The sequence below is a fragment of the Emergencia timonensis genome, from assembly GCF_900086585.1.
Lineage (GTDB): Bacteria > Bacillota > Clostridia > Peptostreptococcales > Anaerovoracaceae > Senimuribacter > Senimuribacter timonensis.
Window position 1 is genome coordinate 1,394,772 of sequence record NZ_FLKM01000009.1, and the last position, 22,293, is coordinate 1,417,064.

Genomic DNA, 22,293 nt, shown 5'->3' on the forward strand with positions numbered 1-22,293 from the left:
CATGTATAAACCACTGAAAAAAGAAATCGTCAGCGTTCTTGTCCTTAACCAGGCAAATGTACTGACGAGAGTAGTCAGTCTCTTTGGAAGAAGAGGTTTCAATATTGATTCTCTGACTGTATCGGCTACCAATGATCCCACGCTTTCAAGGATCACCATCGTTTTTAACGCGACAGAGCAGTCCATGCAGCAGATTATCACCCAGACAGAAAAGCTGGAAGTCGTAAAGAGTATCTACATATTGAACAGAGAAAACAGCCTTTACCGAGAATTACTGCTGCTGAAGGTCAATGCTACGCCAGCTGAACTGTCGACGATCAAGGATATTGTCGACGTCTACAGAGGCAAAATTGTGGATCTTTCTACGGACAGCATGATTATCGAATTGACTGGAACACCTGAAAAAATTGACGGCTTCATGGATGTCATAAAAGACTATGAGATTTCTGAGGTGTGCAGAACGGGTATTACAGGAATCGAAAGCAAAGTCGTAAAAAACAAAAACGATTACTTATAACATAGGAAATATCGTCCGAAGGACAGATTTCTGTATGTTTCATCGTTCGCTTTGCTCACTCCTCCAGTCGCTAACGCGCCTTTCGCTGTCCGTTTCGCTCGAGCCAGCTAAAGCTGGGGCGAAAAGGCAAAGAACGTACCTTGCGAAGAGTCGCCCCCTTGTGGGCGACATGTGGAAATAGGAATCTTTGATTCCGTCATTTCCGCGTTTTTTATAACGATTATTTATTAAAAAGGAGATTGATAAAAATGATTAAGAAGTATTATGACCAGGATTGTAATTTAGGATTATTGGACGGTAAGACCGTTGCCATTCTTGGATTTGGAAGCCAGGGCCATGCTCATGCCATGAACCTTCACGAAAGCGGCGTCAACGTTGTCGTCGGACTCAGACCAGGTTCCGCACATGCTGCAAAGGCTGAAGCGGCTGGTCTCAAAGTTATGGGCATCGAAGAAGCAGCGGAAGCCGGCGATCTGGTAATGATGCTGACACCGGACGAACTGCAGGCAAAGATTTACAAAGAACAGGTAGAGAAGCACATGAAGGAAGGCAACGTATTGATGTTTGCCCACGGCTTCAACATCCATTATCAGCAGATCCAGCCGCAGAAAGACATCGATGTCATCATGGTTGCGCCAAAGGGACCTGGTCATACAGTTAGAAGCCAGTATGTTGAAGGAAAAGGCGTTCCTTCTCTGATCGCAGTTTATCAGGATGCATCCGGCAAAGCAAAGGATTATGCGCTTGCCTATGCTTCCGGTATCGGCGCTGGCAGAGCAGGTATCCTGGAGACGACATTTAAAGAAGAGACAGAAACAGATTTGTTCGGCGAACAGGCAGTTCTCTGCGGCGGCGTAACAGAACTGATGAAAGCCGGCTTTGACACATTGGTGGAAGCAGGATATGAACCGGAAATGGCATACTTCGAATGTATCCACGAGATGAAGCTGATCGTAGACCTGATCAACACAGGTGGTTTCGACAAGATGAGATACTCCATCTCCAACACTGCTGAATACGGCGATTATAGAACTGGTACCAGAATCATCACAGAAGATACCAGAAAAGAAATGAAGAAGGTTCTGGAAGAAATCCAGGATGGCACGTTTGCCAGCGAATTCGTTCAGGAATTCAACGCAGGCGGAAAAGCAAGATTCCTTGCTACCAGAAAGAAAGAAGCTGCACATCTTCTCTGCAAGGTTGGACAGGAACTGAGAGATATGATGAGTTGGTTAAAGAAATAGTTTGAAATTAATAAGAAGAGGTTTATGTTATTATGTCAAAACGAAGTGATAACGTAACCAAAGGTATAGAAAAGGCTCCGATGCGTAGCCTTTTTTATGCTATGGGTTACACAAAGGAAGAATTAGAAAGACCGCTGATCGGTGTCGTATCGGCCCACAGTGAAATCGTGCCGGGCCATATCAATCTGGACAAGATTACAGAAGCCGTCAAGGCTGGCGTCAGGATGGCAGGCGGCACGCCGATCATGGTTCCAGCCATCGGTGTCTGTGACGGCATCGCCATGGGCCATATCGGCATGAAATATTCTCTGGCGAGCAGAGAGCTGATTGCAGACAGCGTGGAAACCATGGCCATGGCTCATCAATTTGATGGACTGGTATTGGTTCCTAACTGTGATAAGATTGTGCCGGGCATGGTGATGGGGGCAGTGAGACTGAACATCCCGACGGTTGTATGCTCTGGCGGACCGATGATGAGCGGCCTGGTTGACGGCGTAGAGACATCTCTTTCGAAGATGTTCGAAGCAGTCGGCGCACGTAAAGCAGAGATCATCGACGATGCCGGTCTGGAAGAATTTGAGCAGAACACTTGCCCGGGCTGCGGCTCCTGCTCCGGCATGTATACCGCCAACAGCATGAACTGTCTCTGTGAGGCCATCGGTATCGGACTTCCTGGAAACGGAACGATTCCGGCGGTACATAGCGGCAGAATCATGCTTGCAAAGCACGCAGGCATGGCCATCATGAATCTGGTGGAAAAGGACATCAAAGCCAGAGACATCATCAACGAAAAATCCATCAGAAATGCCCTTGCCTGTGATATGGCTTTGGGATGCTCCTCCAACAGTGTATTGCACCTCCTCGCTATCGCCCACGAAGCTGGCGTGGAACTGAATCTGGAGCTGTTCAACGAGATGAGCGCGAAGACGCCGAACCTGTGTCATCTGGCACCAGCAGGCGGCACCCACATGCACGACCTGAACAACGCAGGCGGTGTGCAGGCAGTCATCGCGGAGCTATCCAAAAAAGGACTGATCGACACATCCTTGATTACGGCTAACGGCAGAACTGTAGGCGAAAATATCGAGGGAAAATATATCAAAGATTCCGGCGCCATCAGAAGCGTTGAAGATCCTTACAGCGAAACAGGCGGCCTTGCCATCATGTGGGGGAACATCGCCCAGGAGGGCTGTGTCGTCAAGAGAAGCGCAGTAGCTCCTGAGATGTTGACTCACACTGGTCCAGCAAGAGTCTTCGATTGCGAGGAAGACGCCATTGACGCCATCTACAAAGGAAAGATTGTAGATGGAGACGTCGTTGTCATTCGCTACGAAGGACCGAAGGGTGGTCCCGGCATGAGAGAGATGCTCAACCCGACCAGTGCTTTGGCAGGGATGCAGCTCGACAAGACTGTTGCCCTGATTACAGACGGACGTTTCAGCGGCGCCAGCCGTGGAGCCTCCATCGGGCACGTCTGCCCAGAAGCCGCCAGCGGCGGAAACATCGGCTTGCTCCAGGAGGGAGATATCATCGAAATCGATATCCCAGGGGCAAAGATCAACGCCAAGGTTTCTGACGAAGAATTTGCAAAGAGACGCGAGACTTATGTACCTCGCGAGCCGAACGTGAAGAGCGGCTGGTTGTACAGATATTCCAAGATGGTTGCACCGTCCAGCAAAGGCGCTGTGATGAAGGAGGACTAATATAATTGTCTGAGCGATCAAATGCTGCAAGCATTTTGAGAGCGAAAGAGAATTACTGGCAGGCCCCCGTCAGGAGTTCCCGAGAAGACGAGCCTTGGCGAAGTCTGATTGGAAGAACTCTACGGCGAAGAAGATTAATTTAAAAGATTTTTTAGAGCTGTCAATACTGATGATTAGTACTGACAGCTCTTTGTTTTGCCTTATCATTTAGCAAATTTAGAAAGGCAACTTTAAAAGAATTACAAAACGGAACGAAACGGCGCAAATACTGAAAAAAAGCGGTTGGACGCCGTTTTTCGCCTGTTTTCATGTAAAAAATGTATAATATGAGGCTAAACAAGGTAAAAATATAAATCGCATAGCTAGGTATTGTGAATACAATGTATGAGATTTGACCAATCTGATGAAAGAATCCGGCGTTACAGGAGTGATTTTTTGACAAAAGCGCCGTTTTACTCATGAGAACTTGTCCTGGCTGGGTGCAGTTCTTTATGAAGCCGCGTCGCCATCAGCGCAGTTACCGCAGCAGTGAGCACGTCAGCGACAGGCTGGGCGTACAGAACGCCGTTCAGACTCCAGAACACCGGTAAGATGAGGATGACAGGCACAAAACAGATTCCCTGTCTGCAGGCTCCTAGAATACAGCCTTCCTTTGCCTTTCCCATGACGAGGAAGAGGAAAGAATAGACCGTGTAGAAGCCGAACAGAATGAAAGAAAGGCCATTTGCACGCAGGGCAGCAGAGCCGATGGCGATCATCTCCCGGTCTTCTTCTGTAAACATGGACATGATTTCTTTGGAGAAGACTGCTGCGAGGAGACCGTAGATTACGCAAAACGCTGTTGACCACAATATCGAAGTTTTGATCGCTTCCTGCAGGCGGTCGATTTTTTTTGCGCCATAGCTGAAACCGGCGATGGGCTGAAATCCTTTTAAAAATCCAAACACGATCAGAGTACCCATAGACATGATCTTTGTCACGGGTCCCATGGCGGCTAGAGCAGAACTGCCGAATTCTTTTGCTGCATCGTTGATCATACTGATGGAAAGACTGGTTAAAAGCTGAAAGAGCAGTGTAGGGATTCCGATTTTTAGTATTTCAGACATGATTTCTCTTGAAAAACAGCACTCTTTGATGTGAAAGCTGAAAATGCTTTTCTTTCGCAGAATATAAATGATATAGATTATGGTGGAAACAATCTGTGAGATAGCAGTGGCAATGGCTGCACCAGCTACACCGAAGTCCAGCACATAGATAAACAACGGGTCCAGCAGTACGTTTAATATTGCGCCTGTCATCAATGCGCACATGGCTGTTTTCGCGGCGCCTTCACTGGAGACGATATTATTCATAGTAACATTGAAGACATTAAAAATAGAGAAAATGATATAGATGCGCGTATAAGCGGTGGCATAAGGCATGACGCTGTTTATGGCACCGATCCCCTTCAGGATGGGATTTAAAAAGATAATGGAACCGAGAATGATGATGGCTCCAACGACAATACTGCAGTAAATGGCAGTGCTGGCTGCTTTGTCCGCAGTCTCGTGATCTCCGCGTCCAAGGAGCCTGGAAAGATAAGCTGCAGCGCCGTTCCCAAATAATAGTCCTAATCCTACGATAACCTGCCCCAGGGGGAAGGCTACGGTGACTGCTCCCATTTGATCGGTACCTAATCCCCCCACAAAGTAAGTGTCAGCCAGATTATATAGTGCGTTGACAAGCATTCCGATCATGGTTGGCACTCCCATTGCCAGCAAAGCCTTTGATATGGGGGCACTGCCCAGCAACTCCATTTTTTTCTTTTGTTCATTCATAGTAAAACTCCTTCCTATTGACATGAGGTGTAATTTATATTACTATAGTTTATAGTAACGGAATCATGTGGCATATACTACTATAAATTATAGTAGATGTCAAGAGGGAAAAAGGAGGCTGTGATGGCAACGATTGATTTGATTGTGCTGGGAATATTGAAAAAAGAAGCTTTGAGTGCATATGACATTCAAAAATTGGTGGAATATCGAAATATCTCTAAGTGGGTGAAGATCAGTACCCCTTCGATTTACAAGAAGGTGATTCAACTGGAGGGCAAGGGATACATCAAAAGTGATATCAAAGAAGGAAAGATGGCAGAGAAGGCCGTCTATTCATTGACAGATGCCGGGGATAAAGAATTTCAGCGACTGATGCTGGAAATCGCATCCAAGCCTATTCGTATTTTTTTGGACTTTAACGCTGTCATCGTCAATCTGACCAGCCTGCCTCCAGAGGAGCAAGGGACGTGCCTGGATCATATTGAGGATAACGTTAAAACGTTAAAATCATATATCGAAGAAAACATCAACAGAAAAGAAGGGCTGACGGAAATCCCAGAAACAGGCATGGCTGTTTTAAAGCAGCAATTCATATTGGCAGAAGCAATCGAAACCTGGATTGCTTCTCTGAGAGATTGATAATTGCAGGAGCACTTTTTTTGTGATAGACTAGAAATATAAATCTTATTCGATATTTTGCCTAATAACGAATTATAGACATGTTAAGAATGAGGCTGTCATGACTGGATATAGACCCCAAGGCAATCATAATGATATTAGAGAACAGAGGCTTTTAAGAGAAATGAAAGCCTTTGCTTATACTGCAAATGTTCCTGTTACGCTATATGATAACAATATGAATATTTTATGGGAATGCCGGCCGGAACTTAAAATTTGCACCATGTTTCTGGCCCATGATATTCGAAACAATCAATGCAATGAGAACCTGAAGGATGCCATTGCAACAGCAGAAAGTCTCAACGAACCATATGTCTTCATGTGCGCATCCAGACTGACGCAAATTGCATATCCGGTGAAGATAGAAAATTCTCTGAAGGGAACCATGATTGCAGGACCAATCATAATGGGAAAAAATCGAGAAAATGCTCTGAAACATATTTTTGAAAATCTGCCGGATTATAGGACTCACATCAATGAGCTTCTCGAAATCATTGAAGCAAACCCGATCAGGACTACTTTGGAAGTTTCGTGCATCTATGAGGTGTTTTGTGATTGTATCTTCGCCCATAATTTGATGGAGAACAGTCAGCCCTCAGGAGATGCGGCTATCGATGACCTGCTGCAGTCCCTTCAAAAGCGAGACTTGTCAAGTGCCGTGGCAGCGATGGATATTATCTTTCAACATGCCTATATCGCAAACGGGGGGAAATTAAATCTGATCAAAGTGTACCTGTCAGACTACATTGCTTCTTTACCAAAGCAGACGCTGCAAAATTATGTCTTTACAGAAGGTTATGAAACCCTGTTAAGTGAACTTAAGGGTGCGGCAACGGCCGAGAAAGTTCACGATATATGCAGGAAAATTGCCGCGTTTATGACAGATGATGACGATCGCCATCCGCAATACAAAGGATCGTCCCATGTCATTGAAGAGACGATTTTGTATCTGGAAGAACACTATGCAGATGATATCGAGTTAAAAGGAATAGCAGATCAGGTTCATGTCAACACTTCCTATTTGTCTTCTCTATTCAAAAAAGAAACATCCATGACCTTTTCGCAGTACCTGAATATGATTAGATTGAATCAAAGTGTCAAATTATTGAAAACGACTGATCTGCCATTAGAACAGGTTGCAAAACGCTGTGGATTTGCCAGTCAGAGTTACTACATCAGAGCTTTTAAACTGCATTATAAGGAAACGCCTGGTAAATATCGGCGGGATTTTAAGGATAAAAGTAAAAGGGAGAGGTTATTATGATTTCAGCTAAGATCAAAAACAGTTTTTACGACGGGGTGCGAACCGTTATTTTTCACAAATCGGAACTTGTAGAAACGATTGCAAGCCTGCACAGCTTATATGCCGAAAAGAGTGAAAAACTTCACAGTTTAAAAAACCTGGAAGAGAAATTAGATAACCTGGATCCAGGTGTCAAATATAGCTTATGGAAGTACGGAGAAAGCTATGCAGGATGGCTTCTGATCATGGATATCGCAACCTACATATCTTGTATGCATTACGAAGAGACTGGCGAGACCTATCTGACTTTTGAGGCGGCAATGAAAGAATACGACAAGATCGATCTGGTCACTTACTTGAATATCTTCCTGGGCATGCCGGCTTTGGGATACGAACGCAGTGATGCGGTTCGATGGCTTGAAAACCCAGATACGATGTCATCAAAAGATATCAAGACAATAGGACAATACATCGCCCAGAAAGACGTGAGGATATTTATTAAAAATATAAAAGAATTGAAGGACGATTTGCGAGATTTGCTGACAATCTATTGGAACGATGTTTTTCAGTCTGTTTGGCGTGACATAGAACTGAGCCTGGATAAGACAATCGATTCTGCAAATTACGAATGCGGCCTTTTGGGCGATGTAACGCAATATATCGCCAATGTACACAGCAGCATAAAGGTATCGAAAGGAACAATCTTTATTCAAAAGGATGTTCCCTATATGATAGACTTGGATCATGTGAAAAAAGTTCATGTTTTCCCATCCACCTTTTCAGGAGAAGAGTTACTGATAGACACCTTTGACGAATCGCTGGTGATTTACTATAATTTGAATTTAATGGATTCGAAATATGTAGGGCAGCAGGGGAAGGAACTATGCAAAATATTCAAGGCTCTGGGTGATGATACGAGACTGAAAATAGCAAAGATATTGTGGGGAGCGCCTGCAACCACTCAATATCTGGCGGGAATGCTGGGAATGGCGCCAAGTACCGTGTCTACACATCTCAAAGTGATGAAGGCGGCAGGACTATTAACAAATAAGGCGATCAAAAAGTTCGTTTATTATGAAGTCAATCAAGAAGCCTTAGTGCAGTTAGGGGAGCAGCTAGTTCGTTATTTCAAGGAATCGTAAAAATTAGTATAGGACAAAAATAAGTGCAATTTAACGTCTGAAATGGCTTAAATTGCACTTATTTTATGTGCAGGTGAGAGACTATCAGGCTGCATAAATATAGATAGAGTGAAATTGTGAAAATATTTCGGCAAATCTGATATCGCGTTGACTTTGTACTGCCAAAGTGGTAGAATATTCACAACTTAAAGATTCGATGATTCAAAAAATGTCGAATCAAAAAATGGAAGTTAAAATAACAAAGGAGGCACACTTATGATAAAGTTTGATGCAGACAGTGCCATAGGCAGGTTTGAAAGATGGAGTGACGAGGAAAAACAGATGATACATAAAACCTCAATCAAGATTCTTTCGGAAATAGGTATGCATGTATTCCATCAGGAGGCCAGAAGTCTTCTTCAGGATGCTGGCGCTGTAGTTGATGGAAATTTAGTAAAGGTTCCGGAACGTATGGTAGATGAGGCGCTGAGAAGTGCCCCATCAAAGTATTCTATCTATAACGTCGATGGATCAGAGGCGTTCTGCCTTGCACCCAATGTGGTCACCTTCGGAACAGGAACGGATATGCCGGAATTTATTGACCTATATTCAGGTGAGATCAGGCCAGGCAGGCTGGAGGACTGTGAAAACGCTGCAAAGATTGCTGAGCATTGTAAATCCATAGACTGGCTGGCTCCCTATGCTCTGGCTAATGATAAAAATCCAAGGACAGCAGATGTACACCATTATAAAGCCATGCGCAAGTATTGCAGCAAACCAATCCTCACTCTGGCTACAGATCCTTATAGTCTGCAGGGCATTATCGATATGGCGGCGGCCCAGGCCGGAGGTTATGAACAATTAAAGGCGAAACCGACATTTGTGCACTACGCGGAACCGATTTCCCCTTTGCAGCATTCTGAGGAGTCTTTGGGAAAATTGCTTCTCTGTGCGGAGTACGGCATCCCAGTTACTTATACGGCAGGTATCACCGCAGGTGCTACCGGTCCCGTGACGCTGGCAGGCACTTTGGCAGTGGGCAGTGCGGAGTGTCTGATGGGGCTGGTGATTCACCAGCTGAAAGCGCCGGGGGCGCCATTCATGTATGGAATAGAAGCTTCCATCATGGATATGAAAACCACAGTATGCATGTACGGCGGACCAGAGTACGGGCTCATGAATTCCTTTGTTGGTGAAATGGGCAGATTTTATCAGTTACCGACTTTCGGCATTTCCGGCGCTACGGACGCAAACCAGATCGATTTTCAGATGGGCGCGGAAATGATCTACAGCATGATGACCGCCATTTACGGCAGACAAAACTTTGTCCATGACAACGGCTATATGGGAATCGGCCAAATGGGCTGTCTGCAATCGATTCTTGCGGCCAATGAGTTACTGACTTTTGCGAAGCGTTATGCGCAGGATATAGAGATTACAGAGGAAAGCATCGGTTACGATCTGATTAAGAAAATCGGTATCGGCGGCAATTATCTGCAGACAAAGGAAACCGCGAGAAAGTTCAGAAAGGAATTCTATTTACCAGAATTTCTCAACCGCAAAAGAAATGTGGCGTGGATTGCAGACGGCTGTCCGAATATTCCTGATCAGTTGACGGCCAAAGCAAAAGAAATCATCGAAGGGGATGTACCGACTTTTATTTCGGACGAATTAGAGGCAAAATTTGACGCCATCATAGAAGAACACGAATCATATTATTTCACTTAACCACAAATAAAAAAATAGATTTCACACACGAAAGGAGATTGAAAATATGTATGTAAATCAAACGGGAAATTTCACTCACGATTTTAAGATGTGTTCTTATGAACAGCTGACACGTCTTCACAATGCAAGCTTAGAGGTGCTGGAGCGGACAGGAGTGAAAATTTATGAAGAAACTGCGCTGAAAATTCTGGCAGAAGGCGGCGCCTATGTGGACTTTGATGAAAAGGTGGTCAGAATACCGGCGGCTATGGTAAAAGCGGCCATCCAATCTGCACCATCCAGAATCGTCGTTGCAAATCCACAAGGCAAGAGAAGCCTGTTCCTGGAAAGAAACAATGTGTATTTTGGAACCGGCACAGATCTTCCTACTCATATGGATCCATATACAAAGGAAGTCAGGCCGACGATGCTGAAAGACGTAGAAAACATTGCAAAAGTGGTGGACAAAGCAGATAATTTTGCTTATGTATCAAACCAGGGGCTGGCCCAGGATATCCCGCAGCATCTTCACGACATGATTACTCTGAAAACCATGAGAACCTACTGCAGTAAACCGAATCTCTGCACGGCGACGGACAAAGGGAATTTAATGGCTTTGATCGACATGTGTGCTGAGATGGCAGGCGGTTACGATGAGCTGAGACGGAATCCGACATTGATGCTTTACAATGAGCCGGTTTCCCCGTTGATGAACAGTGAGGAGGCAATCCAGAAGCTGATGCTCTGTGCCGAGTATGGGATCCCGACGACTTATGCATCAGGCGGTGTGTCGGGGGGAACCTCTCCCGTTACATTATCCGGCTCCATCGTATGCAGTAATGCAGAGTGCTTAGCCGGCTTAGTCCTCCATCAGTTAGTCAAGAAAGGCGCTCCATTTATTTACGGTTACATCTTCGGAGCCATGGATATGATGACCACCATGAATGTTTACGGCGGACCGGAACTGGGCATGGTGCACGCTGTAATGGCGGATCTGGCAAAATATTATGATCTGCCTGTATATGGGACATCAGGCTGTACCGACGCCCTGGAGGTTGACGCTCAGGCCGGTACAGAGGCAATGTACAGCATCATGTGCGCGGCACTTTCTGGAGAAAATCTGGTTCACGACAATGCCTATACCGGAGTCGGCGCCATCGGAAATCTGTCCATGATTCTATTGGTGGATGAACAGATCAGTTTTGCAAAGCGATTCGTTCAGGGAATCAACTATGATGAAGAGTCCCTCGCCATTGACCTGATCGACAAGGTGAGCTACGGCGGCGCCTATGTATCACAGAAGCATACGGCAAAGAACTTCAGAAATGAGGTATTCTACCCTAAGTTCTTCAACCGAAAACAGTATCTGGCATGGGAAAGCGAAGGCGGCCTCAGCCTGAACGAGAAGTTGGACAATGCAGTAAAGACGATCATTGAGGAAGAGGAGTACAGTTATATCGACGAGCGTACTGCCAAAGTCTTTGACGAAATCATCAAAGACAGAGCGAAAGAGTTGGCGATCGAGTATTAAAAGGAGGAGACAAATGTTATTAGAAAAGATTGGAAACGCAGTTTTAGAGGGCGATGATGAGGTTGTTTGTGAATTGGTAGAAAAGGCGTTGGCAGAAGGTACAAAGCCGCTGGATGTCTTGGAACAGGGCCTGGTACCGGGAATGGACGAGGTCGGAAAACTGTTTAAGACTGGAGAGATGTTTGTACCGGAAGTATTGATGGCTGCAAATGCCATGCAGGCGGGAAATGATATTCTGAAGCCGCTCATGGTTGGCGAAACCCGAGAAATGAAAGGAAAAATCATCATAGGCACAGTAAAAGGCGACTTGCATGACATCGGAAAGAAGATTGTGGGCATGATGTTGGAAGGCGCAGGGTATGAGGTGATCGACCTTGGAATCGATGTCACCCCAGAAAGATTCCTGGGCGCGCTCGACGAGACCCAGGCTGACTGTGTAGGAATGTCCGCCATGCTGACCACGACGATGACAGTGATGGATGAAGTAGCTGCGGCAATAAAGGCTGATCCTAAGTATGCTGATGTGAAGATCATGATCGGAGGAGCACCTGTCACAGCGGACTTTGGAGAAAAAATCGGCGCAAAATTCTCCTATGATGCAGCTTCTGCTGTAGACCTGGCCAACGAATTGATGGCGTAAATTGGAAGGGAAGCGAAAAAAATGAGTAAAGAATGGACTCCAAAAGAATTACTGCTGGATCTGGTTTCGGTACAAAGTGATACATACACTACCTTGGAAATAGATATGGCAAAACATATCCTGGAAGTCATCAAAGGACAGGACTATTGGGAAGAGCATCCCGATTGCTGCGGACTTTACGACGGGAATGACCGGATGGGGCGTCTCATTCCCTGGGCGCTTCGAAAAGGAACATCCAACAGGTGTCTGGTTCTCTCAGGTCACTTTGACTGCGTCGAAATCGATTGCTATGATACGCTGAAAGAATTTGCATTGAGGCCAGATGAGCTGAAAGAAAGAATGAAGACCATGGAATGGAGCGATCCTGATGTGGTGAAGGATCTGCATTCAGAGGACTGGCTGTTCGGAAGAGGGACAGCTGATATGAAGGGTGGTACCGCCGTCATGCTCTGCCAGCTGTTCGAGGTCGCTGCAAAGCACATCAATCCAGAACTGAATCTTCTTTATGTGGGCATCCATGACGAAGAAACTGCAGCGGAAGGAATCTTCCAGAGTGTCGGATTGTTCACGGAACTGAAGAAAAAATATGGCTTTGACTACAAGCTTCTCGTCAACGGAGAACCGACGTCCAAAGACAGCCCGGATAAATACACTTATTATGACGGATCCATCGGCAAAGGACTTCCTTTCGTCGTCATTAAAAGTAAGCTGGTTCATGTAGGAAATCTGATGCAGGGTCTAAATGGATCGCTGATTGCAGCAAATATCGTCAGACGTATTGAATTGAACACAGATCTTTGTAGTGAAGATTACGGCCAGAAATGTGTGCCGCCGACAGTGCTTTATATGAAGGACAATAAAAAGTTCTATAACGTTTCGGTTCCCCTCTATACGAATTTGTATCTGAATACTCTATTTACAAATTCCAATAACGCGTTGAAAATTCTCGACTCCATTGATCAAATCTGCCGGGAATCGGCAGCAGAAGCGGTGGAGATCTACAACAAGGCATACACCTTTATGGAGCCGAACCATCCGAACCCCAATCACAATGTGCGTGTGATGTCTCTGGCAGACCTGCAGGCGTATAACCAGGCAAATGTAGAAAACTACGAAGAAGAGAAGGCTGCTTTTGTCAAGAGGCAAATCGAAATCGTCAACAGAGGAGACTCTCTTACCCAGCTGGCGACGGGCTTCGATATCGTGCAATGGGAAATTCAACAGTCCAAGATTACAGATCCGATGATTGTTTACGGTCTGATGGCGCCTTATGTGCCGGCAGTAAATAATCACGCCTTTCAAGATTTTGACAGAGAGGGCACCATCAATATTGTTCAGGGCGAATTGAAGAAATATGGAATTACCGTTGAGGTAGTACCTTATTTCATGGGACTTTCTGACAACAGCTACATATCATGCGTGGATCCGACTGAGGACCTGGAGGCCCTAAAGAGCATGGTCACGCCGAAAGAGGTTTACGATATCCCGCTGAAAGAGGCGGAATATATCGCACTCCCGTCCATTATCTGCGGACCGTGGGGCAAAGATTATCACACAATTACAGAGAGGGTTTATCTTCCTGACTTGGAAATTCATACACCGGCGGTAATGAGAAGATTAATCGAGTCGTTTTAACCTTAAATAAGGAGGAGGAAAACGCAATGGATACGAATCAACCAAGAGTAAGTTTGAAAAATGTAATAAAAATTGCCGGAGTATGGATTTCCTACTGTATTGGATCCGGATTTGCAACAGGGCAGGATATGATGCAATACTTTGTCGCCTATGGCATGAAGGGCTTCATCGGAATCCTGATCGGTATTGCGATTCACATTTATGTGACCACGTCCTACATGTCGCTGGGGAAAACCATGCAGTTTGAAAATCCCATGGGTGTTTTCGATTACTTCTGCGGAAAATACCTGGGCAAGCTGGTGGCAGCGCTGACAGTGGTTTATGCCCTGTTTGCACCATCTGTCATGATTTCAGGCTTTGGCGCCACCATCAATCAGCTGACGGGATTTCCCATGGTTGCAGGAAGCATCATCATGGGTACGATCGTAACTTTGACGGTTATGCTCGGCCTGCACCGCATAGCTGACATCATCGGAACCATAGGGCCGTTATTAATTATCGTATCGTTATTAACTGGCGGAATCTATCTGATTGGCAATTGGGAGAAGCTGAAAGCCGGTGCATTGGCGGCAGAGGACATGGATTTGTTAAGTATTGGAGATAACTGGTTCATGGGCGGTGTGTATTTTGCAACTTGGGCGCCTCTGATGGCGGCACCATTTCTGACGACGACAGCCAAGACCATCGATACGAAAAAAGAAGGCATTACCGGAATGATTGTAGGAAATGTAGGTTATATGTTTGCAGTTTTCATCATGGTAGCAGCATTCTTATGTGATATCGAAGGTGTTTCAAAGGTCCTTGTACCGACACTATATCTGGCGCAGCAGATGTCGCCATTCCTCACGGTGCTTTTTATCGGCGTCATCATCCTTGGAATTTACTCCTCTGCAGTACCGGGCATGTTCACCTTTGTGGCAACCTTTGCAAAGGAAAAGACGAAGCGGTATATGATGATCTCCATTGGAACAGGAATCTTTGTTACCATCGTAACTATGCTGATTCCATTTGATTTCCTGACCAATTACATGTTTACGGTCTACGGCGCATTGGGATTGCCGTTTATCTTCCTGATCGCGTTTGCACAGATCAGAACGAAACTGGCGAAAAATAAAGTGATGAAATAATGTATCTGTTTCTTACAAAGGGGCTTGCCTGTATAGGCGGCCCCTTTGTAGTTTTAAACTTTGGGAGGAATAGGACATATAGGGTATGGGGGTATGCTAAAGGAACTTTTTACAATGCGGTTATGCTTTTTGAGGTGTATCTCAAGGACTCTGCGTAACTCTTTGTCAGTTATTGGAGTCATTCTGCCGAAAACCTGCACGAAATTCCGCGAATGTTAGTAAAAATATTACATTTGATTACTTTTCCAGAGGCTCTGACATAAAGCAGGTAGATAAATCGGTATAATTTAGTTACCCAGATAAGATATACCCCCTCATTTTCCTGTCAGGAAATGCTCCGGTTACGCGAAATTAGCCGCAAGGGTCCAAAAAGCGTAACTTTATCGTAAAGAGCTTCATTAATAGTTCTATTTGACAAAATCCGTCAATGAATTTACACTGATAGTATCTGAGATTAAGAAAGAGGTACTTGCGATGATAATTGATTTTAAACAAATTGAAGAAACAGTCATTCCACATTTTCGAGGCGGGGAAAAGGAGACCAGGTCCAGGATGTTTGCAGACCCTGCATGCAAGATCATGCACGGAAGACTGGAACCTGGAGCCTCAATCGGCCTGCATACCCACGATACCAGCAGTGAAATCATCTATATTCTGAAAGGAAGAGGCAAAGTTCTTTATGATGGCGGTTATGAAGAGGTAGAGGAGGGTTTGTGCCATTACTGTCCTAAAGGCCATGAACACAGCCTAATCAACGACAGCGATGAGGATTTGATCTTCTTTGCCGTGGTGCCGGAGCAGTAAGGGGGACGAAAGATGATCAATACCAGCAAAGGCAGGATTGCATTGATTTTGATTGTTTTCCTAACGATGATGACGGCAATCTCACAGCCGGTTTCGGCTTCCACATCCTACATCGTCAGCCGCAGCGACAAAAAGTACAGCTATACAGATATGAAGAAGGACATTGAAGAGCTGACGGCCAAGTATCCGGACAGGCTGACCAGCCAGGTTCTGGGAGAGAGCGCCGACGGCAGAAACATCTACGCTCTCTGCCTGGGAAATCCAGAGGCGGAGAAGCAGATATTTGTCACGGCGGGAATGCATGCTCGCGAATACATCAACTGCCAGGTTGTGATGATGATGGTGGAACGCTACTGCCGAAACTATGGCGGCAAGTATAAGGGGAAAACCTATCGCCAGCTCTTTGATGAAGTCGCTGTCTACATCATACCGATGGTCAACCCTGACGGTATCGCCATCAGCCAGTCGGGTCCAGGCGCGATCAGAAATGCAGCGCTCCGCAAAAAAGTACAGAAGATGCCGAGGAGAGGCGGCTACAGCAATTGGAAGTCCAATGCCAGAGGCGTGGATCTGAACCATAATTACAAGATGTATGCCGGAAAACACCCACAGAAGAAGCCTGCCAGCGAAAACTATCCGGGGCCGTCCAGGTTTTCGGAGAGTGAGACGAAAGCCGTTCGCGATCTGATGAAATCCATGACCAATATGAAGGCCTGCCTCAACTATCACAGCATGGGACAAGTCATCTATTGGGGATACAAGAACAAATCCTACAAATCCAAGAGTTATGCCCTGGCAAAGATGTTCCGGCAGATGACAGGTTACTATTTGATCGACGAGAGCTACACCAAAGCTACCTACGGTGACCTGGAGCACTACGTCATCAATGAATACCGCATTCCTTACGTCTGTATCGAGACAGGCTATGGAGGGGTACCGGTGTCCAGCAGACAGCTTCTGCCCATCTACAAGAAAGTCATGGATTCCTTTGAAAAGACTGCGTATATGTATCGCTAGTGACTATCCTTTTCCGCAAATTTGTGGTAAAATAGAAGACAAGATTTACATAGGGAAAGGAAGAAAAGTATGTTAACTTTAGATGCGTTTGAAGAAGCCACCGAGGTGGTGAAAAAAGTTGCCATAGAGACGAATTTGCTATATAGTGACTATTTCAGTGAACAGACTGGAAATAAAGTATATTTGAAGCCGGAAAACATGCAGAAGACTGGCGCATATAAGCTCAGAGGCGCTTATTACAAGATCAGCACTCTGACTGACGAGGAGAGAGCCAAGGGGCTGATTACAGCCTCAGCCGGAAACCACGCCCAGGGTGTGGCTTATGCGGCAAAAGCTTACGGGTGCAAGGCGACAATCGTGATGCCGACGACGACACCTTTGATGAAGGTCAACAGAACCAAAAGCTACGGCGCGGAGGTTGTGCTTTACGGTGACGTCTACGACGAATCCGCAGCCCATGCCCAGAAGCTGGCAGAAGAAAAGGGGTACACATTTATACATCCTTTTGATGATCCTGTGGTCGCGACAGGCCAGGGTACCATTGCCATGGAAATCGTCAAAGAACTGCCGCTGGTAGACTACATTCTGGTGCCGGTGGGTGGCGGCGGTCTGGCGACAGGTGTTTCCACATTGGCTAAGATGCTCAACCCGAAGATCAAAATCATCGCTGTAGAGCCGGCAGGAGCTGCCTGCTTACAGGCGTCCTTCGAGGCGGGAAAGCCTGTAACCCTGGATGGTGTCAGCACCATCGCCGATGGTACTGCCGTAAAGACGCCAGGCATCGAGATCTTCCCGTTTTTACAGAAAAACATCGACGAAATTATCACAGTGGATGACGATGAGCTGATCGTTGCCTTCCTGGACATGGTAGAGAATCACAAGATGGTAGTTGAGAATTCCGGCCTTCTGACGGTGGCGGCCCTAAAGCACTTGAAGGTGAAGGACAAGAAAGTCGTGTCCATTTTAAGTGGCGGCAATATGGACATCATCACCATGTCCTCTGTCGTGCAGCACGGACTGATTCAGAGAGACAGAATCTTTACTATCTCTGTACTGCTGCCTGATAAACCAGGTGAACTGGTGAGGGTGGCAAGCACCATTGCAGAAGCACAGGGCAATGTCATCAGGCTGGATCACAATCAGTTTGTCAGCACCAACAGAAATGCGGCGGTGGAACTGAAGATCACCATGGAGTCCTTCGGAACAGAACACAAAGACAAGATCATCAAAGCCCTCAAAAAGATCGGCTACGACCCAAAACTGATCAGCGTCATGATATGATTATTTTTGCAGCAAGGCAGGCAGCCTTGCTGTTTTTTTTTGCTGTGGTTAGATGTCGGGTTACGCAACTTACTGAATCACAGACAATGTAAAAGAAAAGCAGACCATGTCTTCCTTTTGTGATACTGTATAATGGCTATGATGGGCGTCTAATATGCTCTTCACAATATCCAGGCCGATTCCCTGACTGGGAAGACGGGCCTGGGTATGTTCGTCGATGGAGAAATCACGATTCCATATTTTCTCCATGATGTCCTCGCTGATAGTGCCGCTGTTTTCAACGGAGATGATCAAGTTATTGTCGTTTACTTCCATGCGGATATAGAGCAGGCGGCGAGCATCTCCATATTTGATGGCATTGCTGATAAAATTGGAAAGAACCTGATCAATACGGTGGGCATCTGCTGATACCATGACGTCACAGAGCCATGTCTCTACAACAAATCTCAAATTTTCCAGTCGGCGGGAAAAACGCTCTAAAACAGCAACCACGATATCCTTTGATGAGTATTCACCGATATGGACGCTCCAATAGCCGGATTGTATCCTTGTCAGTTCAATGGCTTCATTGACCATATCGGTCAGGTTGGCCGTTTCATCCATGATGATATCTAAATAGTAATCTGGTTCCTGCTCATTGATGCCGCGCCTGAGGACATCGGCATAACCGCCGATCAAAGCCAAAGGGGTTTTGAATTCATGGGAAACGTCACCGAGGAGTTTTTTCATCCTTTTTTCATTGTTTTTTGCATTTTCAGAGGCGATTTCCAGATTTTGATTAGCCGTCTTCAGTTCCTGCAGTGCGCTTTCCAGGCTGGAGGCCATGGTATTGATATTTTGGGAAAGCTGGCCGATTTCATCTTTTCCCTCATAGGTGGCTTTTTCACTGAAATCCAGGTGGGCGATCTTGTCGGTCACAGAATTGAGATTTTGCATCGGTTTGGAAATCTGACGAGCCAAAATGTAAGCGCCAGCCATCAAAATAACGGCGAGAACAACAAAAGAACCCTTGAAGATATCGCCCAGATAGGCGCTTTCATAGCCGGTAACGATGATGTTGTGCAAGGTCAAAAAATAATAGTGATTTCCATCCCTTGCTGTAGATGTGGAAATAAAATAATAAGAAGAACCGTTCAGTTCCTCCGATTTTCCTGTTTTCTTGGACATAAAGTCTGCCAGACTGCTTTTGGTAATCAGACAGTCCCTGATATGTTCATAGATCAGTTCTGCCCGTTGATTCTGGGTAGAAGGGTTAGAAGAGTAATCTCTGAAGGAAAGAACTTCGGCACTGCATTTAATGATTTTGACGTCCCTGTTAGAGACGGTGTATTGGTGCATGCTGCTGCGGTTGGAATAGGGGACGCCTTCTATAGTCAGCAGCAGGGGTTCATAGAGGTCGCTGCTTCCTACCCGGACTAATTTGGCCTGGATTTTGGTGCCGTGTTTAATGGAGGGCAGCACATCTTCATCCAGCTGTGTCAGGTAGAAGACGGGAATCGTATAAATTTTCCCATTATCCTCACATTGCACCCGAAGAGCGGTCAGTTTATTAAAAAAGCCGGTATCGGCAAACTTGAAGTCATCGCGAAGAGCTAAAACAGGAGAGCCGGTCGATAAGGAATACTCCTCAAAGGGCCTGTAGTATGTCTCGGAACCAGCCTCGTGGAAGTCCTCGGTCACTTCGTCCAGACTGGAATAGATGTTTGCATTGATATTCTTGATGTAAAGACGATCAAAAAAGCTGCTGACAAAAATCCACTGTACCACCAGAATCAAGAGAAATAACCCGGTCACGACAGTAAATATTTTCAGCGTAATGGATTTTTTCATAGGGAATCCTCCATTTTGTAGCCTACAGAAATCACGGTTTTGATCAAAGGCGCCTTGTCGCCTATTTTTTTGCGTGTTTTCTTGATCAAAGTATCTACGGCCCTGATATCGCCCACATAGTCCATGCCCCAGATCTTTTCTAAAAGGTATTCTCTTGTCAAAACGCGTCCGATATTTTCCATCAGTTCACGGAGCAGGGCGAATTCTTTTGGGGTCAGCTCCACCGCTTTCTCGTGTACGGTGCAGGTATAGGCGTCCAAATTAAGAATAATGTCAGAAAACTGCAATGTGTGAACAGACTGCTCATGGCTGGATCTGGACAACATCCGCTTTACTTTTAAGGCAAAGATGGAAGATTGAAAGGGCTTTACCAGATAGTCGTCTGCGCCGGCATGATATCCCACGATATGATAGCCCTCATCCTCTAAAGCGGAAAGAAATAGAATGGGCACATCTGATGTCTGGCGTATTTTCTTGCAGACATCAAATCCGCTCAGATCCGGCAGCATGACATCAAGGACGATCAGGTCCGGATTTTTAGATTGAAATATTTCTATGGCGGAAGCTCCGTCCGCCGCTTCCAGGACGTTGAGTCCTTCTGAGCGCAGGTACAGGCTGATCAATTCTCTGAATTTCTTTTCATCGTCAACGACTAATACAGTGTTCATGTTTCTCCCTTTCTCAAAGCGTTTCCTTATGAATTCAGTTTACCAAAATCCACAAAAATTACAACAGTTCCTATAAAAATGCAATAAAAAAGAAAACTAGGTACACACCAAGTACAAACCGATATGCTATGATTTGATCAAGATAAAAAAACGAAAAATTGTGATAATTAATTAGGAGGTTGAAATTGTGAAAAAAATCATTGTATTATTGCTGGCCCTGTGTATGGCAGGAGCCTTTGCCGGATGCAAGAACGGCAGTTCCTCTGGAGACGGCGGTGGAAAAGCCTCTGAAAGAGAAGATGTTGTGATCAGTCTCAAATCGGACCCGAAGACTTTTGATCCAGTCAGCACATCTACGAGCAGTGCCAACACGGTTATGTTTCAGATCTACGATTCCCTGATTCATATGAACGAGGAATTTGAGGTGGAGCCACGCCTTGCGGAAAGCTATAAGGTATCGGATGACGAAAAGACCTATACTTTCAAATTGGCAGAGGGTGTGAAATTCCACAATGGGGAAGCGTTGAAAGCAAGCGACGTAGTTTATTCCATCAAGCGGGCGCAGAAATCTCCGTACACTTCGGCTTATGTTGATTCTGTGGATTATGCCGAAGCAGTCGACGATAATACTGTTGCGGTTCACCTGACTGACGTGGATGCGTCTTTCCTGGAAAAAATTCAGATCATCATGATTGTCAATGAGAAGACGGTAAAAGACGCGGGGAAATCCTATGCTGATCATCCGGTGGGAACAGGTCCATACAAATTTGTCTCCTATAAAGCCGGGGTGGAAGTCAAGCTGACCAGATTCGACGACTATTACCGCGGTGCGGCGAGAATCAAAGATGTGGATTACCAGATTATCACCGATGACAATACGGCTACGGTAAATTTACGTACTGGGGATGTGGACGCTGGAAGTTTTGCCAGAGCATCCTATGATGAAGTGATGAATGAGCCGGCTCTGACTGTAGCCGACTGGAGTGCAAACAGTCTCTACTATTTTGCAGTCAATAATGAAGTCGCGCCGTTTAACGACCCGATTGTAAGACAGGCGATCAATTATGCCATCGACAGAGAATACATCGCTGAAGTTGAGACCAATGGTCTGTCAAAGATTACCTCCGTCATGCTGCCGCCTTCTGTATTCGGTTACTCTGATGAAATCAATCAGACCTATACCTATGACCCGGATAAAGCCAGAGAACTGCTGAAAAAAGCCGGCATCAAAACACCGATGGAAATCGGTACGATTAAAATTCCTGAAGGAGATGGCAAGAATGCGGCAGAAGCGCTGCAGCAGTGTCTTTCTGAAATCGGCCTGGAGGTGGAAATTGAAATCTTAGAACAGAACAAGTTCTATGATGAAACCGATTTTGGTGATTATGAAATCGCATGGTGCCAGATCAGTCTTCTGCGGGACGCGGATTCTTATTCCATCCTCTTCACTTCAGATCAGATTGACGGTATGAATACTGCCCGTTATAGCAATCCGAAAGTAGACAAGCTCTTTACCCAGGCAAAAGCTACCACGGATCAGAAAGAACGTCTGAGACTATATGCCGAAGTTTTTAATCTGATCGGTGAAGATGCCGCCTATATTCCGGTATATGTTCCAACAAATATCTACGCATATAATAAAAATCTAAAAATTGATGTGCTGGAGCCATCCGTTCAGTTTGTCTACGATATGCACTGGAATTAATCTAAACAAAAGGGCTGGAATGATG

At 45.5% G+C, this 22,293-nt stretch carries 18 protein-coding genes; 15 read left to right on the forward strand and 3 right to left on the reverse strand.

What is annotated here, in order from left to right:
* The first annotated feature begins 1 nt into the window (after position 1).
* The 3 genes from ilvN to ilvD all read left to right on the forward strand — a co-directional run bounded on the left by ilvN (position 2) and on the right by ilvD (position 3,464).
* Positions 2–517 (forward strand): acetolactate synthase small subunit, encoded by a 516-nt coding sequence (gene ilvN, locus BN6539_RS17515; protein ID WP_067541369.1) that lies wholly within the window; start codon positions 2–4, stop codon positions 515–517.
* A 248-nt stretch (positions 518–765) separates the two neighbouring features.
* On the forward strand, positions 766–1,761 hold the full coding sequence (gene ilvC / locus BN6539_RS17520) for a ketol-acid reductoisomerase (RefSeq protein WP_067541371.1): 996 nt from the start codon (positions 766–768) through the stop codon (positions 1,759–1,761).
* Between the two features lie 32 nt (positions 1,762–1,793).
* Positions 1,794–3,464, forward strand: a complete 1,671-nt coding sequence (gene ilvD, locus BN6539_RS17525) for a dihydroxy-acid dehydratase (RefSeq protein WP_067541374.1) — start codon at positions 1,794–1,796, stop codon at positions 3,462–3,464.
* Between the two features lie 452 nt (positions 3,465–3,916).
* Here the strand turns inward: ilvD and BN6539_RS17535 are convergent, their stop codons facing one another.
* Entirely contained in the window at positions 3,917–5,281 is a 1,365-nt protein-coding gene (locus BN6539_RS17535; protein ID WP_067541378.1) for an MATE family efflux transporter, read from the reverse strand.
* Positions 5,282–5,404: 123 nt separating this feature from the next.
* Here BN6539_RS17535 and BN6539_RS17540 point away from each other — a divergent pair, with 123 nt between their 5' ends.
* The 11 genes from BN6539_RS17540 to ilvA all read left to right on the forward strand — a co-directional run bounded on the left by BN6539_RS17540 (position 5,405) and on the right by ilvA (position 18,065).
* Positions 5,405–5,920, forward strand: a complete 516-nt coding sequence (locus BN6539_RS17540) for a PadR family transcriptional regulator (protein ID WP_067541380.1) — start codon at positions 5,405–5,407, stop codon at positions 5,918–5,920.
* A gap of 100 nt (positions 5,921–6,020) precedes the next feature.
* Entirely contained in the window at positions 6,021–7,223 is a 1,203-nt protein-coding gene (locus tag BN6539_RS17545) for a helix-turn-helix domain-containing protein (RefSeq protein WP_067541382.1), read from the forward strand.
* Positions 7,220–8,344, forward strand: coding sequence for an ArsR/SmtB family transcription factor (locus BN6539_RS17550; RefSeq protein ID WP_067541384.1), 1,125 nt, complete (start codon positions 7,220–7,222; stop codon positions 8,342–8,344). Before BN6539_RS17545 ends, BN6539_RS17550 begins: the two co-directional genes overlap by 4 nt.
* A gap of 255 nt (positions 8,345–8,599) precedes the next feature.
* A complete protein-coding gene (locus tag BN6539_RS17555; RefSeq protein WP_067541386.1) occupies positions 8,600–10,051 on the forward strand; it encodes a trimethylamine methyltransferase family protein in 1,452 nt (483 codons plus the stop codon).
* Between the two features lie 46 nt (positions 10,052–10,097).
* Positions 10,098–11,561, forward strand: a complete 1,464-nt coding sequence (locus tag BN6539_RS17560; RefSeq protein ID WP_067541388.1) for a trimethylamine methyltransferase family protein — start codon at positions 10,098–10,100, stop codon at positions 11,559–11,561.
* A 13-nt stretch (positions 11,562–11,574) separates the two neighbouring features.
* A complete protein-coding gene (locus BN6539_RS17565; RefSeq protein ID WP_067541390.1) occupies positions 11,575–12,201 on the forward strand; it encodes a corrinoid protein in 627 nt (208 codons plus the stop codon).
* Between the two features lie 21 nt (positions 12,202–12,222).
* On the forward strand, positions 12,223–13,836 hold the full coding sequence (locus BN6539_RS17570) for a M20/M25/M40 family metallo-hydrolase (protein WP_067541392.1): 1,614 nt from the start codon (positions 12,223–12,225) through the stop codon (positions 13,834–13,836).
* Positions 13,837–13,862: 26 nt separating this feature from the next.
* Positions 13,863–14,963 carry a YkvI family membrane protein gene (locus BN6539_RS17575; RefSeq protein WP_067541394.1) on the forward strand — a complete coding sequence of 367 codons (1,101 nt, stop codon included), beginning with the start codon at positions 13,863–13,865 and terminating at the stop codon, positions 14,961–14,963.
* 474 nt (positions 14,964–15,437) lie between these two features.
* Positions 15,438–15,767 carry a cupin domain-containing protein gene (locus BN6539_RS17580; protein WP_067541396.1) on the forward strand — a complete coding sequence of 110 codons (330 nt, stop codon included), beginning with the start codon at positions 15,438–15,440 and terminating at the stop codon, positions 15,765–15,767.
* A gap of 12 nt (positions 15,768–15,779) precedes the next feature.
* Entirely contained in the window at positions 15,780–16,784 is a 1,005-nt protein-coding gene (locus BN6539_RS17585; RefSeq protein ID WP_067541398.1) for a M14 family zinc carboxypeptidase, read from the forward strand.
* A 69-nt stretch (positions 16,785–16,853) separates the two neighbouring features.
* Positions 16,854–18,065, forward strand: a complete 1,212-nt coding sequence (gene ilvA / locus BN6539_RS17590) for a threonine ammonia-lyase (protein WP_067541400.1) — start codon at positions 16,854–16,856, stop codon at positions 18,063–18,065.
* Between the two features lie 69 nt (positions 18,066–18,134).
* On the opposite strand, the gene BN6539_RS17595 is transcribed toward ilvA, so the two are convergent.
* Together BN6539_RS17595 and BN6539_RS17600 are read right to left on the reverse strand one after the other, a co-directional pair.
* Positions 18,135–19,895, reverse strand: coding sequence for a sensor histidine kinase (locus tag BN6539_RS17595; protein ID WP_067541402.1), 1,761 nt, complete (start codon positions 19,893–19,895; stop codon positions 18,135–18,137).
* Positions 19,892–20,563, reverse strand: coding sequence for a response regulator transcription factor (locus BN6539_RS17600; protein ID WP_067541404.1), 672 nt, complete (start codon positions 20,561–20,563; stop codon positions 19,892–19,894). Before BN6539_RS17600 ends, BN6539_RS17595 begins: the two co-directional genes overlap by 4 nt.
* Positions 20,564–20,750: 187 nt before the next feature.
* Here BN6539_RS17600 and BN6539_RS17605 point away from each other — a divergent pair, with 187 nt between their 5' ends.
* On the forward strand, positions 20,751–22,268 hold the full coding sequence (locus BN6539_RS17605; RefSeq protein ID WP_067541406.1) for an ABC transporter substrate-binding protein: 1,518 nt from the start codon (positions 20,751–20,753) through the stop codon (positions 22,266–22,268).
* Positions 22,269–22,293: the final 25 nt, after the last annotated feature.

Excerpts from the sequence above, each read along its gene's own strand:
- ilvN (WP_067541369.1), top strand. The coding sequence starts at position 2 with ATGTATAAACCACTGAAAAAAGAAATCGTCAGCGTTCTTGTCCTTAAC.
- ilvC (WP_067541371.1), top strand. The coding sequence starts at position 766 with ATGATTAAGAAGTATTATGACCAGGATTGTAATTTAGGATTATTGGAC.
- ilvD (WP_067541374.1), top strand. The coding sequence starts at position 1,794 with ATGTCAAAACGAAGTGATAACGTAACCAAAGGTATAGAAAAGGCTCCG.
- BN6539_RS17535 (WP_067541378.1), bottom strand. The coding sequence starts at position 5,281 with ATGAATGAACAAAAGAAAAAAATGGAGTTGCTGGGCAGTGCCCCCATA.
- BN6539_RS17540 (WP_067541380.1), top strand. The coding sequence starts at position 5,405 with ATGGCAACGATTGATTTGATTGTGCTGGGAATATTGAAAAAAGAAGCT.
- BN6539_RS17545 (WP_067541382.1), top strand. The coding sequence starts at position 6,021 with ATGACTGGATATAGACCCCAAGGCAATCATAATGATATTAGAGAACAG.
- BN6539_RS17550 (WP_067541384.1), top strand. The coding sequence starts at position 7,220 with ATGATTTCAGCTAAGATCAAAAACAGTTTTTACGACGGGGTGCGAACC.
- BN6539_RS17555 (WP_067541386.1), top strand. The coding sequence starts at position 8,600 with ATGATAAAGTTTGATGCAGACAGTGCCATAGGCAGGTTTGAAAGATGG.
- BN6539_RS17560 (WP_067541388.1), top strand. The coding sequence starts at position 10,098 with ATGTATGTAAATCAAACGGGAAATTTCACTCACGATTTTAAGATGTGT.
- BN6539_RS17565 (WP_067541390.1), top strand. The coding sequence starts at position 11,575 with ATGTTATTAGAAAAGATTGGAAACGCAGTTTTAGAGGGCGATGATGAG.
- BN6539_RS17570 (WP_067541392.1), top strand. The coding sequence starts at position 12,223 with ATGAGTAAAGAATGGACTCCAAAAGAATTACTGCTGGATCTGGTTTCG.
- BN6539_RS17575 (WP_067541394.1), top strand. The coding sequence starts at position 13,863 with ATGGATACGAATCAACCAAGAGTAAGTTTGAAAAATGTAATAAAAATT.
- BN6539_RS17580 (WP_067541396.1), top strand. The coding sequence starts at position 15,438 with ATGATAATTGATTTTAAACAAATTGAAGAAACAGTCATTCCACATTTT.
- BN6539_RS17585 (WP_067541398.1), top strand. The coding sequence starts at position 15,780 with ATGATCAATACCAGCAAAGGCAGGATTGCATTGATTTTGATTGTTTTC.
- ilvA (WP_067541400.1), top strand. The coding sequence starts at position 16,854 with ATGTTAACTTTAGATGCGTTTGAAGAAGCCACCGAGGTGGTGAAAAAA.
- BN6539_RS17595 (WP_067541402.1), bottom strand. The coding sequence starts at position 19,895 with ATGAAAAAATCCATTACGCTGAAAATATTTACTGTCGTGACCGGGTTA.
- BN6539_RS17600 (WP_067541404.1), bottom strand. The coding sequence starts at position 20,563 with ATGAACACTGTATTAGTCGTTGACGATGAAAAGAAATTCAGAGAATTG.